The following is a 14,555-nucleotide window of genomic DNA, read 5'->3' on the forward strand; positions in this document are numbered from 1 at the left end:
CGCCCTTGCGGCGGCAGTACCTCCCGTTCGCTTCGCACCCAATACCGCTAGCGCCATGGACAACCCTTGCGCAGGTTGTTCATGGCGCTAGCGGTAGGGTTTGCGAGAAGTCCTTCAGCTCGGGGTGCGAAGGACCCTCAGCTGAGAGCGTCGATGACGAAGTCGAGGCAGCTGAGCAGTGCCTTGACGTCCTCCGGGTTGACCGAGACGAAGGTGGCGATGCGGAGCTGATTGCGGCCGAGCTTGCGGTAAGGCTCCACGTCGACCACGCCGTTGGCCCGCAGCACCGAGGCCACGAGGGCGGCATCGACGGACTCATCGAAGTCGACGGTGACAACCACCGAGGAGCGATCCTCAGGATCGGCGACATAGGGGTGGGCGACCTCGCACTCGTCGGCCCAGGCGTAGACGCAGCCCGATGTCTCGCGGGTTCGCGCGGTGGCCCAGTCAAGGCCGCCGTTGCCGTTGATCCAGTCGATCTGTTCGGCCAGGAGCAGGAGAGTGGACACAGCGGGAGTGTTGTAAGTCTGGTTCTTGCGCGAGTTCTCGATCGCCGTCACCAGGTCGAGGGAGGCGGGGATCCACCGGCCGGAGTCCTTGATCTCCTGCGCCCGCGCGATCGCCTTGGGCGACATGATCGCCACCCACAGTCCACCGTCGGAGCCCATGTTCTTCTGCGGAGCGAAGTAGTAGACGTCGGTCTCCCGGATGTCGACGGGCAGACCGCCGGCACCGGAGGTCGCGTCGATGAGGACGAGCGCATCGTCGTCGATTCCCTCGGGGCGGGCGATCCGGGTGGCGACGCCGGTCGAGGTCTCGTTGTGCGGCCAGGCGTAGACGTCCGCGGAGGGCACCTCGGCACCGTCCGCTCCGGCCTCGGCGCTATCGGCACGAGCAGCCTCGGCGAAGGCGGCCGGAGTCGGCACGGCGGAAGTGCCGGGCTCGGCCGTGAGGATCAGGGACTTCTCGAGGTGGGGCGCGTCGTTCGTCGCCTTCGCGAACTTCTGCCCGAATTCGCCGAAGGTCGCATGCGCAGCGCGCTCACGCACGAGCCCGAAGGCTGCGACGTCCCAGAACACCGTGGAGCCGCCGTTGCCGAGCACCACTTCGTATCCGGCCGGAAGGCCGAACAGCTCGGCGAGCCCGGTGCGGATGCGGCCGACGAGGTCCTTGACCGGAGCTTGGCGGTGGCTGGTGCCGAGCACCGTGGAGGCCGAGGCGGTCAGCGCATCGATCTGGGCGTGGCGGATGCGAGCCGGACCGGATCCGAATCGACCGTCGGCGGGCAGGAGTTCGTGTGGGATCGTCATATTCGTCGCAGTCACGATCGACATTCTACGGTGCCCCCGCCGGCCACCCGCGTCACCAGTCGATGCGAACCCGCGACAGCGGAGAGGGGCGAGGGACGTGATCCGTCCTCTCGGCTGACATGCCCATGTCCGTCTGCGCCCGTAGAGTACAGGTATGAGTGAGCCAGTCGACCGCCTGCCCCAGACGCGCGTGTCCTATGAATCGCCCACCTTCGACGACCCCGGACCCGTCCCGCTGGACCTGTTCCGGAAATGGTACGACGAAGCTGCGGAGTACATCCGGGAACCCAATGCGATGACCGTCTCCACTCTCGACGAGTGGGGTCCCTCGTCGCGCATCGTCCTCCTCAAAGGCGTCGACGCCTCCGGTTTCGTGTTCTTCACGAACTTCGACTCGGCGAAGGGTCGGCAACTGCGCGCCGACCCACGTGTGGCCTTGAACTTTCCCTGGCACGACATGGAGCGCCAGGTCCGCATCCGCGGCCTCGCCGAGGTGACCGCTGCCGAGGAGTCCGACGCCTACTTCGCGCAGCGCCCCCGTGGCTCCCAGATCGCAGCCACCGTGTCGAATCAGTCCCAACCAGTCGGCGACCGGATGCAGATGCAGGCCGAATACGATGCCGCTGCGGCCCGCTTCGAAGGCCGGGAGGTGCCCCGCCCCGACAACTGGGGAGGATTCAGGGTTCGGGTCTTCGAGATCGAGTTCTGGCAGGGTCAGCGGAACCGATTCCATGACAGGTGGGTGTTTCGTCGCAGCGGTGGCAGTCAGGAGCCTGCACCGCTGTCTCACGCATCGGCCTGGACCCCGACGCGACTGTACCCCTGAGTAATCTTGACCCACCGGACAAAGGAGTGACCTTGACCCAGAACTCGCAGACCGCAGCAGACCCACAGACCGCAGCAGACCCGCAGTACGGACCCGATGCCGTATTCGACAACCTCATCGGGGGAGAACGCCGGGGCTCCGAGGACCGCAGCCTCAACCGCAATCCCTCCGACCCCTCGGACGTCCTCGGTCAGTATGCCCGCGCGGACGAAGCCACGGTCCGCGACGCGGTCTCAGCCGCCAGAGCGGCCGCAGCCGGCTGGGCCGAGTTCCCGGCGCAGCAGCGCTTCGCGATCCTCGACACCGCAGGCAGCCTCATCGCCGAGCGCGCCGACGAGCTCGCCGACCTCCTCGCCCGGGAAGAGGGCAAACAGCTGACCGAGGCCCGTGGCGAGGTTCTTCGCGCCTCCCAGATCTTCAAGTTCTTCGCGGGGGAGACCGTCCGCAACACCGGGGAGATCATTGACTCCGTGCGTCCCGGCCTCGTGGCGGAGATGACCCACGAGCCGATCGGCGTCATCGGCATCATCACCCCCTGGAACTTCCCCATCGCCATTCCTGCCTGGAAGATCGCGCCCGCCCTCGCCTACGGCAACACCGTCGTGTTCAAACCTGCCGAGCTGGTGCCCGGCAGTGCGTGCGCGCTCGTCGACATCCTCGTCGAGGCCGGTCTGCCCGGCGGAGTGCTCAACCTCGTGATGGGTCCCGGCCGCGTCGTCGGTGAAGTGCTCACCACCTCCGCCGAGGTGGACGCCGTGACATTCACCGGCTCCGTCTCCGTCGGCCAGGGCGTCATCGCTGCGGCCAGCGCCAACGGCATCCGGGTGCAGTGCGAGATGGGCGGGAAGAATCCGCTCGTCGTCCTCGGCGACGCGGACCTCGATGCGGCTGCCGAGGCCGCCGTCAACGGTGCCTTCTACTCGACGGGCCAGCGGTGCACCGCCTCGTCGCGGATCATCGTCACCTCCGACGTCCACGATGAGTTCGTCGCTCTGCTCAAGGACAAGATGGCCACACTCACGGTCGGCGACGCCCGCGCCGAGGGCACAGTGATCGGGCCCGTCGTCTCCGAATCACAGCTGGAGCAGGACCTCGAATACATCGACAGGGCCCGCTCAGAAGGTGGAGATGTCACCGGCGGCGAACGTGTCGACGGCGGCACCGACGGCTACTTCCTCAGTCCGGCGCTCGTCACCGGAACGAAGCGCGGCGACACGATCAACACGGATGAGGTCTTCGGTCCGGTCGCCTCGGTGATCGAGGTGGCCGACTACGACGAGGCTCTGGCCGTGGCCAACGATACGGAGTTCGGCCTCTCGGCCGGCATCTTCACCTCGTCGTTGAAATACTCGACTCATTTCAAGCGTTATGCCCAGGCCGGGATGGTCATGGTCAACGCCCCGACCGCGGGCGTGGACTACCACGTGTCCTTCGGCGGCCGGAAGGGGTCGAGCTATGGTCCGCGCGAGCAGGCTCGAGCGGCACGTGAGTTCTACACCGTGCACAAGACCGCCTACATCAACGCGGGTTGAGCCCCGGTGAGCGCTGTCATCACCGCCTCTGCCTGAGCTCGAGACAGAAGACGGCCGAGGTCGGGCCGAGATAGGATTGATTGCGAATCGCAATGGCCGCGAGACCTCGCGCGGCCCGAAGTGGGGTCGCGCGACTGCCTGGCGGAATGCCTGGTCCGGGCGACTGGAAGACGAAGAGTGGAGAAGCTGGTCCTAAGTGAACGACCTCATTGATACAACCGAGATGTACCTCAAGTCGATCATCGAACTCGAGGAACAGTCGATCGTGCCTCTGCGGGCTCGGATCGCCGAACGATTGGACCACTCGGGTCCCACCGTGTCACAGACCGTGGCGCGGATGGAACGCGACGGCCTTCTGCACGTGAGCAATGACCGCCATCTCGAACTCACCGCCGAGGGGCGCCGCATCGCCACCGAGGTGATGCGCAAACACCGACTGGCTGAGCGTCTCCTCGCCGATGTCGTGGGACTCGAATGGGAACTCGTCCATGACGAGGCCTGCCGGTGGGAGCACGTGATGAGCGAGCAGGTGGAGCGCAAGCTGATCAGGCTGCTGCCCGAGACCTCCTCGGGTCCGTACGGCAATCCGATCCCCGGGCTCGATGTCATCGGCGGAGAGGCGAACTCCATTTCCGAGGTCATCGACCTGGCGACTGCGGTTGCCCGTGACGGTGCCAAGCAGCTGCGCATCGCCTGGCTGGCCGAGCCGCTGCAGGTTGACATCCACCTGCTCCAGCAGTTCCAGGTCGCCGGTGTCCTGCCGGAGACCGATGTGGAGATCTCACGCAGCGGTGAGTACATCACCGTGCAGGTGCCCGGTGCACAGGACGTGCTGGATCTGCCGCTCGAAACCGCAGCGCACGTCTTCGCCTACAAGAACAGGTGACGCTTGATGGCTTCGCTGTGACACGCGTTACATTCTTGACCGGTCCGTGACAAAGCGACGGTACCAGGGGTCCGGGGAGTGGGTGACCACCCCCGGACTTCGTCGTGTAACGCGCCGATTGTTACAGAGATATGAATCTCATTTACCCTGTTTTACGCCTCTGACCAGGCCCTTTATGGAAAACCTCCGGGTTGTCCCTATGCCGTCGTGATGAAAATGTGACAATCGATCACTGATTGGTTACAGTTGTGGAGGTCGCCGCGAAAGTGCCGACTTCACACCGAGAACCGCGCGCCGCGCTCGCTGTGAACCTGAGGACCGGAAGCGGCGGTTGGACATCATCCAATAGGTGACGAGAGGGAAACGTGGCAACTAAGCAGCATGGCCGCCGCGCCGCAGAGGCCAAAGTCAAGACGCCTCTGACCGAACTGACCGAAATTCTCAATGCCAACTCCGCCGTCTTCGGACGTCGCGCAGCCGTCGTGGCTGCCAGTGGTGGACTGCTCACCGCGGCCGTTCTTCCGGCTGCAGGCCAGGGCGCCGACGACAGTGTCGCCGCCTCCCAGCAGGCTCAGACCCAGGTGGAGTACCAGAACCAGTCGGCGACCGTCGTTGCAGACGCCAAGGCCGAGAAGAAGGACGAGAAGGCATCCGCCTCCTTCAACGCCGACATCCAGACCGTCACCGCGAAGCCCGCTCCTGAGCCCGAGCCGGAGCCGGCTCCAGTCACCGACAACGGATCGTCGGATGACTCCTCGAATGCAGACAAGGGCAACGACAAGCCCAAGGCGAAGAGCGACGACAAGGGCGGCGATTCCGGTTCTGACGCCGGCTCGATCGACGGTTCCAAGGCCGAGCAGGTCATGGGTTGGGCAGAGCGCGGAGTCGGTGTGCCCTACGTCTACGGCGGCACCAGCCAGAGCGGCTGGGACTGCTCCGGATACACTTCCTGGGTGTACGGCAAGGTCGGCGTCGACCTGCCTCGCACCTCGAGCGCACAGAAGGCCGCGGGCAAGGTCGTCTCCAAGTCGGAGGCGAAGCCCGGAGACCTGGTCTGGCACCCCGGACACATCGGCATCTACGCCGGCAACGGTCAGATGTACGACGCAGGTTCGCCGGGATCCGGCACCTCGAAGCGCAGCTACAGCTGGATGGGCGACGTCACCTTCATCCGCGTTCTCTGATCTTCGCACTGCGAAACTCCCCGCCACTCTCGACGGTCCTCGAGTATGGCGGGGAGTTTCTGCGTTCCCTGAAGCTTTCGGCGAGCGACAGGTTCGCCCGAGGCGAACTCGGATTGCCGCGCTCCGGCAGACGCCCCTCCGGGCATCGCCGCGCTCCGGGCAACGCCCCTCCGGGCATCGCCGCTCGGGGAGGATGAATGAAAACCGAAATCTCGCTGAAACCCGTTGCGTGAATTCGATCACAGAGGCACTGCGGCGGTACCCTTGAAAAGGTTGAGTTCCTTGAGTGAGGGGAAGACCCGATGGGACATGCGCGAATATTCCGGATAACCGTTCCAGGTTCTGGTGCGGAGCACATATCTGTGTCCAGTTCCATGTCCAAGGCGTTGTGTTGCGGCACGGCGCCTTTTGCGTTCCCTGGAGCCTGTGCGGCCGGAGCGTTCGCAGCCACCCCGTCAAGGTTGTTGGATCGTTTCGCCGTTGATACGTCCGTGAGGTGCGCGTGATGAAGACTCTCGTGCTGAATGCCGGTTATGAGCCACTGTCGGTTGTTCCGTTCACCAGGGCAGTGGTGCTGGTGCTGACCGGAAAGGCCACAGTTCTGGCCGCTGAGGACTCTCCCGTCAGATCCCAGCATGTCAGCCTCGAGCAGCCGTCCGTCATCCTCCTCACCCGCTACGTCAAACCGCCGAGGGACCGGCGAGTGTCGCTGTCACGACGCGGAGTGCTGCGCCGGGACGGCTACCGCTGTGCCTACTGCTCGAAGCCCGCGAGCACTGTCGACCATGTGCTGCCGCGGTCGCGCGGGGGAGTCAACAGCTGGGAGAACCTCGTCGCCTGCTGCCGGGAGTGCAACAACCGGAAGGGCAACCGCACCCTGGCCGAGCTCGGATGGAAGCTGAACGTCCGACCGCAGGAGCCGCGCCTCGGCCAGTTCTGGATGCGCGGCATCGACAAACCCGTCGAGCGGTGGCGTCCGTTCCTCGCTCTCAGCGACGCGGCCTGACAGCGGTCTGCTGAAGACATGGACTCCGCTTGTCGGCTGGTGTGGAGCCGCCTACCGGCTCCGCCCCGCCGCGACCCGGACCCGGCCCGTCTTTCGTTGGCGAAGAGCGGCGTTTAGTTGTCCGTACTGTGACCCATTTCGAAAATCGATGTGACATGCTGGACACACCGTCTTCCGATCTGTTCTAGGGTGGAAGCCGGAAAGTTGCTTCAACACAAGGAGCTTGCGATGAATGAGCAAGACCGCATGCACGATGCCGATCCCGGCCCCGCTGGTGACACCGAGGCCGTCATCGTCGGCATCGACGGTTCCCCTCCCAGCCGCAGCGCATTGGCCTGGGCGATCAATGAAGCGAAATCCTTGGGCAAACCCATCCGACTTGTCGGGGCGTATACGATTCCTAGCGTGGCGGCGGCCGCGATCGACGTCTCCTATGTCCCCATCGACGACACCTCCATCCGCGCATCGGTGACGAACACCCTGAAGGAGGCCGCCGCCGAGGTGAAGGCGGCCGGGGTCCCCGTCGAAGCCGTGATCGAGATCGGCGATGCCGCCGGTGTGCTCATCGATGAATCGAAGACCGGATGCCTCGCCGTCGTCGGCTCCCGCGGCCGCGGTGGATTCGCCGGCCGCCTGCTCGGCACCGTCTCCAGCGCGCTTCCGGCTCACTCCAAGTGCCCCACGGTCGTGGTGCCGACCACCTGGCAGCCGGACGCTCACAGGACCGCGCATCCCACCTCGTCGCGCCCGATCCGTCATGACGGCGCCGAAGTCCCGGAGCACGACCCCGACGCCGAGGCGATCGAGGGCCTGCGTTTCGACGGCAAAGTCGTCGTCGGCGTCGATTCTCTCGGCGTCGACTCGCCGGCGCTCTGGAAGGCCGCTCGCCTGGCGGTCCGCCGCGGTTCTCCGCTGCACATCGTCGCCGTCGTCACGACCACCGTGATCGGGCCCGAGTGGCTGCCGAGCACGGCTGATCTCGAGCGTCTGGTCAACGAGGCCGCTGACAAACTCGTGGTCGCCAAGCAACGGCTGAAGGACGAGTTCCCGGACCTCGACGTGACGTGGACTCTGTTCGACGGCCAGCCCGCCGAGGTGCTGGTCCGAGCATCGGACACCGCCGAGGTGCTGGTCATCGGGTCTCGTGGCCGAGGCGGTTTCGCCGGTCTCCTGCTGGGTTCCACATCCCAGTCGGTGCTGCCCTACTCACAGTGCCCGACGATGGTCGTCCGGGTCTCTCGCGACCATCACAAACGCCGGCACGGACAGACGGACGCCGAGCCCGGTCTCTGAGCTGAAGGACGCCCTGGCCGCGGCGGTGTGCGCTGCGGCCGGCCCACCTCGGTAGGTGTGCATTCAGGCGAGCCGCGGTGCTCCGAGGCGGGCATGGACGCCGGGACTGAAGTGGACCAGGGGTGGCTCGTCGAGGAGGGGAAGACGGGATTCCAGCGGAACGGACAGCAGGCTGCCGTCGACGTCCGCCTGGTGCAGCCTCCATGGCTCATGCGCGGCAGGCACCCGACACAGCCGGCCGAAGCGAGTCGTGTACGCATTCCAGCGTCCGGTGAGGAAGACGTCGAGCCGTGATTGATCCTCGATGGCAGCCCCGACCTGGACGTCGAGGTCTCGCCGTGCGACCCCGCGTCCGAGCGAGTAGTGGACCGATTCCGAGTCAGGGCGCGTTTCCTCGACTCTGAAACTCCCCGGGCGATGTCGGTATGGCAGTCCCAGCGGTCTCAGTCCCCACACCATGACGTGGCGAGGACAGTCGAGGGCGAAGAACCACAGACCATCGCGGCCGGCGTGGTCCCGCACGTAGGTGCGGATGTTGAGTTCGACGAACGTCGACCATCCGGGCACCGGCGGCAGAACGGTCGGGCGGACCTCGCGCATGATCAGCGGGGTGAAGCTCACCCAAGCGCTGCCGTCACAGGTGTCGGGTTCCAGGCCGTCGGGCAGGAGCCGATCGAGATCATCGGCTCCTGCCCGATAGTGGAGGAAGGTGACCCGGTCCCACACCTGTGCGGAAAGGGGAACCCGCACCCGATGGTCAGGAGTGAGACCGCTCATGTCGCCTGTCCTCTGCGCTCATTGACGTCTCATTCCCTCTTGAGCTTGTCCTGGACCGTGCTCGCGGTCTTCTCGACGAAGTTCGGCGTTTCGGTGGTGCCGAACAGTCGCGAATCCGGATGCGTCGGAGCAGGCATCGGCGCCGAGGTGGTCGGACCGTCGTGATAGGTGAACGTGCCGTTCCCGTCAGGGCTGGTCCCCGCCGCCCACCGTCCCTTGGCGGCGTCTTCTCCATCGGAGAAGTTCTGGTACTGGTATGAGACGTCCGTGTGCTCCTTGGACTGGGGGAAATTGCTGGGGACGGGAAGCATTTCGGTTCCGTCCTCCTTGAGCTCCTCGATCGCGACTGGTTCTGGTGCATGGTGTCGCGGGCGATGAGGAAGGACAGGAGATCACGCACTCCCGGGTCGTCGCTCATATGGTAGAGGCGAGCGACCTGCAGGCGCCCCTGCATCTCGGCGTTCGCATTCGAGGTGAAGTCGGCGAGCAGGTTGCCGCTGGCCGTCACGTACGCGCCGGTCCAGGGATTGCCGTTGGAGTCGACCGGGCGGGCGCCTGCTCCGGACACGATCGCGTGCTGCACGTCCGTCCCGCCGACGACGGCGGCAATCGTGGGATCGGACTGGACGGCGTCATCGGTGATGCCCAGGGGAGACTTCTCGAGCAGCTGGGCGATCATCTTCGCGAGCATCTCGACGTGGCCGAATTCCTCGGCTGCGATGCCGTAGAGCAGATCCTTGTACTTTCCGGGGATATGGATGTTCCAGGCCTGGAAGCTGTACTGCATGGCCACGGTGATCTCACCGTATTGGCCTCCCAGAACTTCCTGGAGCTTCCGCGCATAGATTGCGTCGGGGGATTCGGGGGTGGCATCGTACTGGAGTTCTTGCTTGTGGAAAAACACTGCTTCTCCTTTGCCGATCGAGGGTTGACACGGCCCTCCTGGCGGCTGCCGGAAGCGATCATTTGATCGATGGCCGCGCACATCGCAAACGGTAGTGACAAGGAAGCTGGCCGACAAGACTTTCCAGGGACTCAAATGCACAACCGTATCCGGTGCAGGGCCGGCCGGGGATCGGCGGAGTCCAGCGGGGGAGTGCCGGCGGAGCTCGCCAGTGACCGAACACAGTGCTGCGGCCGGAATAGGTCTGGCACAGGTCTGGTACAGGTCTGGCGCACGCCCGGGTGCGAGATCTATCGTGGATCCATGGCTCGAAGCACCGCGTGCATCGCCTCCGCACTCGTGGCGTGCCTGTTCCTCCTCGGATGCGACGCGTCCCCAACGCGCGAGCCCCCGTCCCCGTTTCCGGAGCCGACAGCGGGCGCAGTCCGCATGGCCGCTGTCGGGGATTCGATCACTGACGGCGATAGCATCGATCTCGCCAGTGGCCGGCCCGGACCGCAGTCGTGGGTGAGCTACGCGGTCGGCTCCGACGTCGAGTTCGTCGGTGGCTGGGCGGAATGGGGCGCGACGACGGAGCGCATGGCCGAATCCGTTCGCGGGCCACTCGATGCCGATGTGCTCGTCATCCTGGCCGGGACGAACGATGCGGGATGGATCGAGCACGAGCAGATCGGCGCGAACCTGGAGCGAATCGCCGAGAAGGCCGACGTCGACACGGTGCTGTTGTCGTCAGTGCCCCCGATCGATTCCGCGTCCAGCAGCACAACCGAGCTGAACGCCTACCTCGAGCACCTCGCCGCCGAGCAGGGGTGGGCATGGGTGGACGCTGCCGCCGGGTTGCGCAACAGTGAGGGTGAGCGCTTCGCGGAGGGGATGAGCTATGACGGCGTGCACCCGACGGAGCAGGGCGCGCGCGTGCTCGGGGAGGCGATCGGAGAGGCAGTCGTCGAGGCCGCAGATCAGAGCGTCTGATCCGGGCTCGCGATTGAAATAAGGTGCGGCGCCTGTTGTGACGAGCCATCTTCATCTTGGTTATCTTGAATCCAAGTGCAACTGCGCCCCCGGCGCGATTCGAACGCGCGACACCCGCTTTAGGAGAGCGAACAGAATGACGTTGGGATCATTCGGGAGATGTTGAGTGCAGCCTCTGAACTGGGGTAATGTGTGGTTCTTCCGTTGGTGAGGCCGAGTGTAAAACCGTGATCTCGGAGAACGTTTTACGCGATTTTTACGTGATCCCGCTGTCACTGAGGGAGTCCGCGCCCCGTTCCCACGGTAACGATTTACCCCCTTTCGGGTGGAAAGTTCCGGTGGCCGCTGCCCCCGCCTCGACGAGCAGATGCGTCAAGGTGACTCATCTGATCCTCCGGGGAAGGGTAGGTGCGGACGCGGGCGTCCGAGGACTCGACGCGGCGAGGCTTGTCTATCCCATTTGGGCGGTTGCCATGAGCGGTAGCCGCCGAAATCGAGACATATTCAATTCGATCCCTTTTCGTTGTCATTACTCCTCCAGCGGGCGCGTGTAGCTGATAGTTTTCGGAGCGAGCGGCAACCGCTGTGATTGGAACCAAAAGCCCTGTTAAGCTCGCAATGGCGTACCCAGCGCCAAGTTGAAATTTAACGAAAAGGAATCCCCTCATGAAGAACAAAGCACTCTCGACATTCGCTGTGACGCTCTCAGCCGTTGTGCTCGTCATGTCCCCTGGTATCGCTCAGGCCGATGAACTTGTGAACGAGTATTCAGTGTCAAATGGCGCAGATGGCTACAACTCTACGCTGACACTCGAATACGACGCTCCCATATCGAAAACCGAAGCCGCGAAAGAAGTCAAGGAGATTGTCGGAGAAGCCGGCCCCGCCACAATCAGTCCCCAGGCAGGGAAAGTCGCCGTACGTAAATGCAACGTAATGTTCTCCCAGAAGGACTCAAAGGGAAACATGTCGATTCAGCATAAATGCAAAAGCAGCAAGAGCCCATGGGGATTCACCTTGAACAAGAACCTTCAAAAGGTAATCACTTCCAAGGTCGACGAAAATGGTATGAGTGCCAAAGTCAACGGGAAGGACCTCGGGAAACAGGCGGACCACAACGTGGCGAAGAACTACTTCTTTCACGGCACCTTCACTTCCAAAGACAACCAGACTATTGATTGGCGTGACACGTTCAAGTTCAAAGTCAAAGGCAAGTCCAAAATTACGACCCTGACAATCGGTGGCCGAGTGAAGTTCACGGCATGACCATGGACATACCAGAGCGCGCCAACATCGACTACGACCGCATAGACGAGATCGCCCTTCCAGCCCTGCAGCGGCTCCTCAAACCCGGCGAACTCCAAAGCCTCAGCTTCGAGTACTCGCATAAAGGCGAACTTCGGGCACAGATGAAAATCGGGGAAGACAGACTCTCGATCCGACTGTCGGACCCTGAAGTAGAAGAAACGCGAGAGGAAGCAGCTCAACGCTTCTACGAAGACCTGCAAGACTTCCTGGCCACGTCCGAATTGGCGTGGGGAGAGTTGCGCGAATAGCTCACGCGCTCTTCCGGTGTGACCCACGTCAGCCGTGGCCGCGCTCAGGGTCCGTCCAGATACAACAAAAGAGCCCCCGGCACGAATGCCGGGGGCCGTATTGGGAAGGAAGGTCGGCTGCGACCTCTCACAGTAACCGCTACCAAACTCGCAACCCGATGGTAATAGACCATTCCAGCCCCTAGAATCCAAAGGCCAGTGTGGAAAAACAGCTCACGGGGATATCCGCCCTATGCCGAGGGGCGGGTTCGTGAGAGGGGGAGAGAGTATACAGCCCAATGCGGATTCTGCTGTTGCTACCCTGCTTTGGACTACCCGTCTGGCTAACCTGACTTCCTGCATCTGGAACCACTGGTAGCTGCGGGACACCGGGAGTTTCTGGTGTCCCGCAGTATGGTTTCAGAGTGCGCCGAAGTGCCCGGTTGTGCCGGTGAACTGTGAGCGTTGCTCGATTGCGTCGATGACGGTCTCCGTGAGGTCGTCGTTCGGTTTGATGAGGTCGGCGAGGTCTGGCATTTCTGGAAGGGTTACCTGTCCTCGTTCTCCGAGCGACTCGAGATGTGCGATGGCCGCCTGCTGTTCTACCGTGAGGGCGGGTGCTGGTGGCGTGAACGACTCGGAGTCCTTCTGCCGTGCGTCTCGCCGAACCTCGCGGCCTGCAAGTAAGAGTTCGTGACTGTGATCTGCTGGCACTACTACCCGACGCGCCTGGTCCAGGTCAGCCGGTGAGATGCCGTCGGGAACTCCCGGCTCTCCAGCTATAGTCGACATGAGTGCTTCCTCGATTATTGATTCGCGCTCTGGCTTGGTCTGGCCCTCCTGGACCGTCTCCTCATTTGTCTGATGGTTGGCAGCGTCCACCGCCTGCCCTCCGAATGAGGGGCGACCGTCTTCGGGGGTGTCTACCGGCTGTGCGGTCGGAGTGGACAGCACCTTGTTGACGAGGCCTTCGTCGTCGTTGAGGGCCAGTGATCCCGTGGCTGCGAGTCATCCTGTCGCAGGTCGGGAAGGCACGTAATCGGTGGGAAGAGAACTTCCGGCGCACGATGACTGCCAAGCGAGAGCGGATGGGAGTGTCCCAGACCGCAATGGCCAAGGAGCTTCAGCGTCGCGGCCTCCAATTTCGGCAGCAGATGGTCCAACGCGTTGAGTCGGGGGAGCGGCCCCTGAGGCTGAACGAAGCCGTAGCCGTGGCGGACATTCTTGCGCTTGATTTCGATGCGGCAATCCGAGGCCCAGAGGCTGACGAGGATGCTCTTCGCCGCCAATACGAATCAAAGCTGCGCGAGGCAGTGAGTGCGGTCGTCAAGTTTGAAGAGGCCCGAGACTCTTTAGGTTCAACATTGGCGGAGGTGAAGCAATTGATCGAGGATCATGTGAACTTGGCTGACACAGGCCCGTTGTATGAAACTCATCATTCGATATCGGCGCTCATGGCGGTATTGACAGGCTTGGCCGATGACGTGGATAAGGCGATGGAGATTCCGGCGAGAGAGCTTAAGGCGATGTACGAGGGGCGAAATGGCGAGCATCCAGAAGACTCCGAGTAGCCGCTGGCAGGTCCGCTACAAAGACCCCGACCGTAAGCACCGAGCGAAGACATTCCGCCGCAAAGTCGACGCTCAGAAGTTCCTCCACGAGGTTCAAACCACCATTGCCGAAGACTCCTACATTGCCGCCGAACGCGGAGCCGTCGACGTGCCCACACGGGTGCAGCAGAACCTCGACGCCCGATCGGATATCGGCATCACCACGAGGAACCGAACCCAGGGGATCATCAACACCCACATCTCCCCGAAATGGTCGTCAGTGGCCTTGTCGGAGGTCGAGCACGCCGATGTTGCGCGGGGGGCGAAGGAACTGATCGAATCCGGACAGTCAGTGCGCTCCGCGAAGAAGATCATCAACATCATCTCTGCCAGCTTCGACGCCGCCGTCCGTGACCGGCGCGTCTACAGCAACCCTTGCCAGGGTGTGAAGTTCCCGAGGCCGACACCGAAAGCGAAGATCTTCCTCACCGCCGAACAAGTCGAAGAACTAGCCGCTGCAACGGTCGATGACCGGCAAGCTCTCAGCGTCTACACGCTCGCCTACTGCGGTCTCCGATGGGGTGAGCTGGCAGGGCTGAGGGTGCAAGACTTCGACCCGCTGCGCCGACGCTTCAACGTCGAGCAGACCATCGTAGACGACAACGGGAAGACGATCGTCAAGCCGCCGAAGGACCACGAAATTCGTTCCGTGCCCATCCCGAAGTTCCTTGTAGAGAAAATCGCCGCGCATGTCAGGGTGCAGGCAGCGCGGACCTGATC

General features: G+C 63.5%; 14 protein-coding genes and 1 pseudogene. 11 read left to right on the forward strand and 4 right to left on the reverse strand.

Annotation, left to right across the window (positions count from 1 at the left end; genetic code table 11):
* Nucleotides 1–137: 137 nt before the first annotated feature.
* Nucleotides 138–1,325 carry a phosphoserine transaminase gene (gene serC, locus RIT73_RS11845; protein ID WP_309132284.1) on the reverse strand — a complete coding sequence of 396 codons (1,188 nt, stop codon included), beginning with the start codon at nucleotides 1,323–1,325 and terminating at the stop codon, nucleotides 138–140.
* A 139-nt stretch (nucleotides 1,326–1,464) separates the two neighbouring features.
* Between serC and pdxH the strand changes: the two genes are divergently transcribed.
* From pdxH to RIT73_RS11875, 6 genes are all read left to right on the forward strand, one after another.
* On the forward strand, nucleotides 1,465–2,136 hold the full coding sequence (pdxH, locus tag RIT73_RS11850) for a pyridoxamine 5'-phosphate oxidase (RefSeq protein ID WP_309132285.1): 672 nt from the start codon (nucleotides 1,465–1,467) through the stop codon (nucleotides 2,134–2,136).
* 32 nt (nucleotides 2,137–2,168) lie between these two features.
* Entirely contained in the window at nucleotides 2,169–3,668 is a 1,500-nt protein-coding gene (locus RIT73_RS11855; RefSeq protein WP_309132286.1) for an aldehyde dehydrogenase family protein, read from the forward strand.
* Nucleotides 3,669–3,864: 196 nt separating this feature from the next.
* Nucleotides 3,865–4,554: a metal-dependent transcriptional regulator gene (locus tag RIT73_RS11860; RefSeq protein WP_309132287.1), complete on the forward strand. Its 690-nt coding sequence runs from the start codon at nucleotides 3,865–3,867 to the stop codon at nucleotides 4,552–4,554.
* Between the two features lie 365 nt (nucleotides 4,555–4,919).
* On the forward strand, nucleotides 4,920–5,738 hold the full coding sequence (locus RIT73_RS11865; RefSeq protein ID WP_309132288.1) for an NlpC/P60 family protein: 819 nt from the start codon (nucleotides 4,920–4,922) through the stop codon (nucleotides 5,736–5,738).
* Between the two features lie 505 nt (nucleotides 5,739–6,243).
* Complete coding sequence (locus RIT73_RS11870; protein WP_309132289.1) at nucleotides 6,244–6,744, forward strand: HNH endonuclease; 501 nt, start codon at nucleotides 6,244–6,246, stop codon at nucleotides 6,742–6,744.
* Nucleotides 6,745–6,972: 228 nt separating this feature from the next.
* Nucleotides 6,973–8,037 carry a universal stress protein gene (locus RIT73_RS11875; protein WP_309132290.1) on the forward strand — a complete coding sequence of 355 codons (1,065 nt, stop codon included), beginning with the start codon at nucleotides 6,973–6,975 and terminating at the stop codon, nucleotides 8,035–8,037.
* Nucleotides 8,038–8,100: 63 nt separating this feature from the next.
* On the opposite strand, the gene RIT73_RS11880 is transcribed toward RIT73_RS11875, so the two are convergent.
* Together RIT73_RS11880 and RIT73_RS11885 are read right to left on the reverse strand one after the other, a co-directional pair.
* Nucleotides 8,101–8,814 carry a DUF2071 domain-containing protein gene (locus tag RIT73_RS11880; RefSeq protein WP_309132291.1) on the reverse strand — a complete coding sequence of 238 codons (714 nt, stop codon included), beginning with the start codon at nucleotides 8,812–8,814 and terminating at the stop codon, nucleotides 8,101–8,103.
* A 29-nt stretch (nucleotides 8,815–8,843) separates the two neighbouring features.
* Nucleotides 8,844–9,718, reverse strand: a pseudogene (locus RIT73_RS11885) (manganese catalase family protein).
* 303 nt (nucleotides 9,719–10,021) lie between these two features.
* On the opposite strand from RIT73_RS11885, the gene RIT73_RS11890 reads away from it, so the two are divergent.
* The 3 genes from RIT73_RS11890 (at nucleotide 10,022) to RIT73_RS11900 (ending at nucleotide 12,246) form a co-directional block, all read left to right on the forward strand.
* A complete protein-coding gene (locus tag RIT73_RS11890) occupies nucleotides 10,022–10,690 on the forward strand; it encodes an SGNH/GDSL hydrolase family protein (RefSeq protein WP_309132292.1) in 669 nt (222 codons plus the stop codon).
* 666 nt (nucleotides 10,691–11,356) lie between these two features.
* Nucleotides 11,357–11,956 carry a hypothetical protein gene (locus RIT73_RS11895; protein WP_309132293.1) on the forward strand — a complete coding sequence of 200 codons (600 nt, stop codon included), beginning with the start codon at nucleotides 11,357–11,359 and terminating at the stop codon, nucleotides 11,954–11,956.
* Nucleotides 11,953–12,246, forward strand: a complete 294-nt coding sequence (locus tag RIT73_RS11900; RefSeq protein WP_309132294.1) for a hypothetical protein — start codon at nucleotides 11,953–11,955, stop codon at nucleotides 12,244–12,246. The genes RIT73_RS11895 and RIT73_RS11900 overlap by 4 nt, the downstream gene beginning before the upstream one ends.
* A gap of 399 nt (nucleotides 12,247–12,645) precedes the next feature.
* Here the strand turns inward: RIT73_RS11900 and RIT73_RS11905 are convergent, their stop codons facing one another.
* Complete coding sequence (locus RIT73_RS11905; RefSeq protein ID WP_309132295.1) at nucleotides 12,646–13,107, reverse strand: hypothetical protein; 462 nt, start codon at nucleotides 13,105–13,107, stop codon at nucleotides 12,646–12,648.
* A gap of 212 nt (nucleotides 13,108–13,319) precedes the next feature.
* Here RIT73_RS11905 and RIT73_RS11910 point away from each other — a divergent pair, with 212 nt between their 5' ends.
* Both RIT73_RS11910 and RIT73_RS11915 read left to right on the forward strand, forming a co-directional pair.
* Nucleotides 13,320–13,796 (forward strand): hypothetical protein, encoded by a 477-nt coding sequence (locus RIT73_RS11910; protein WP_309132296.1) that lies wholly within the window; start codon nucleotides 13,320–13,322, stop codon nucleotides 13,794–13,796.
* Nucleotides 13,768–14,553, forward strand: coding sequence for a tyrosine-type recombinase/integrase (locus RIT73_RS11915; RefSeq protein WP_309132297.1), 786 nt, complete (start codon nucleotides 13,768–13,770; stop codon nucleotides 14,551–14,553). Before RIT73_RS11910 ends, RIT73_RS11915 begins: the two co-directional genes overlap by 29 nt.
* The last annotated feature ends 2 nt before the right edge of the window (nucleotides 14,554–14,555 follow it).

This window comes from Brevibacterium sp. (genome assembly GCF_031179145.1).
Classification (GTDB): domain Bacteria; phylum Actinomycetota; class Actinomycetes; order Actinomycetales; family Brevibacteriaceae; genus Brevibacterium.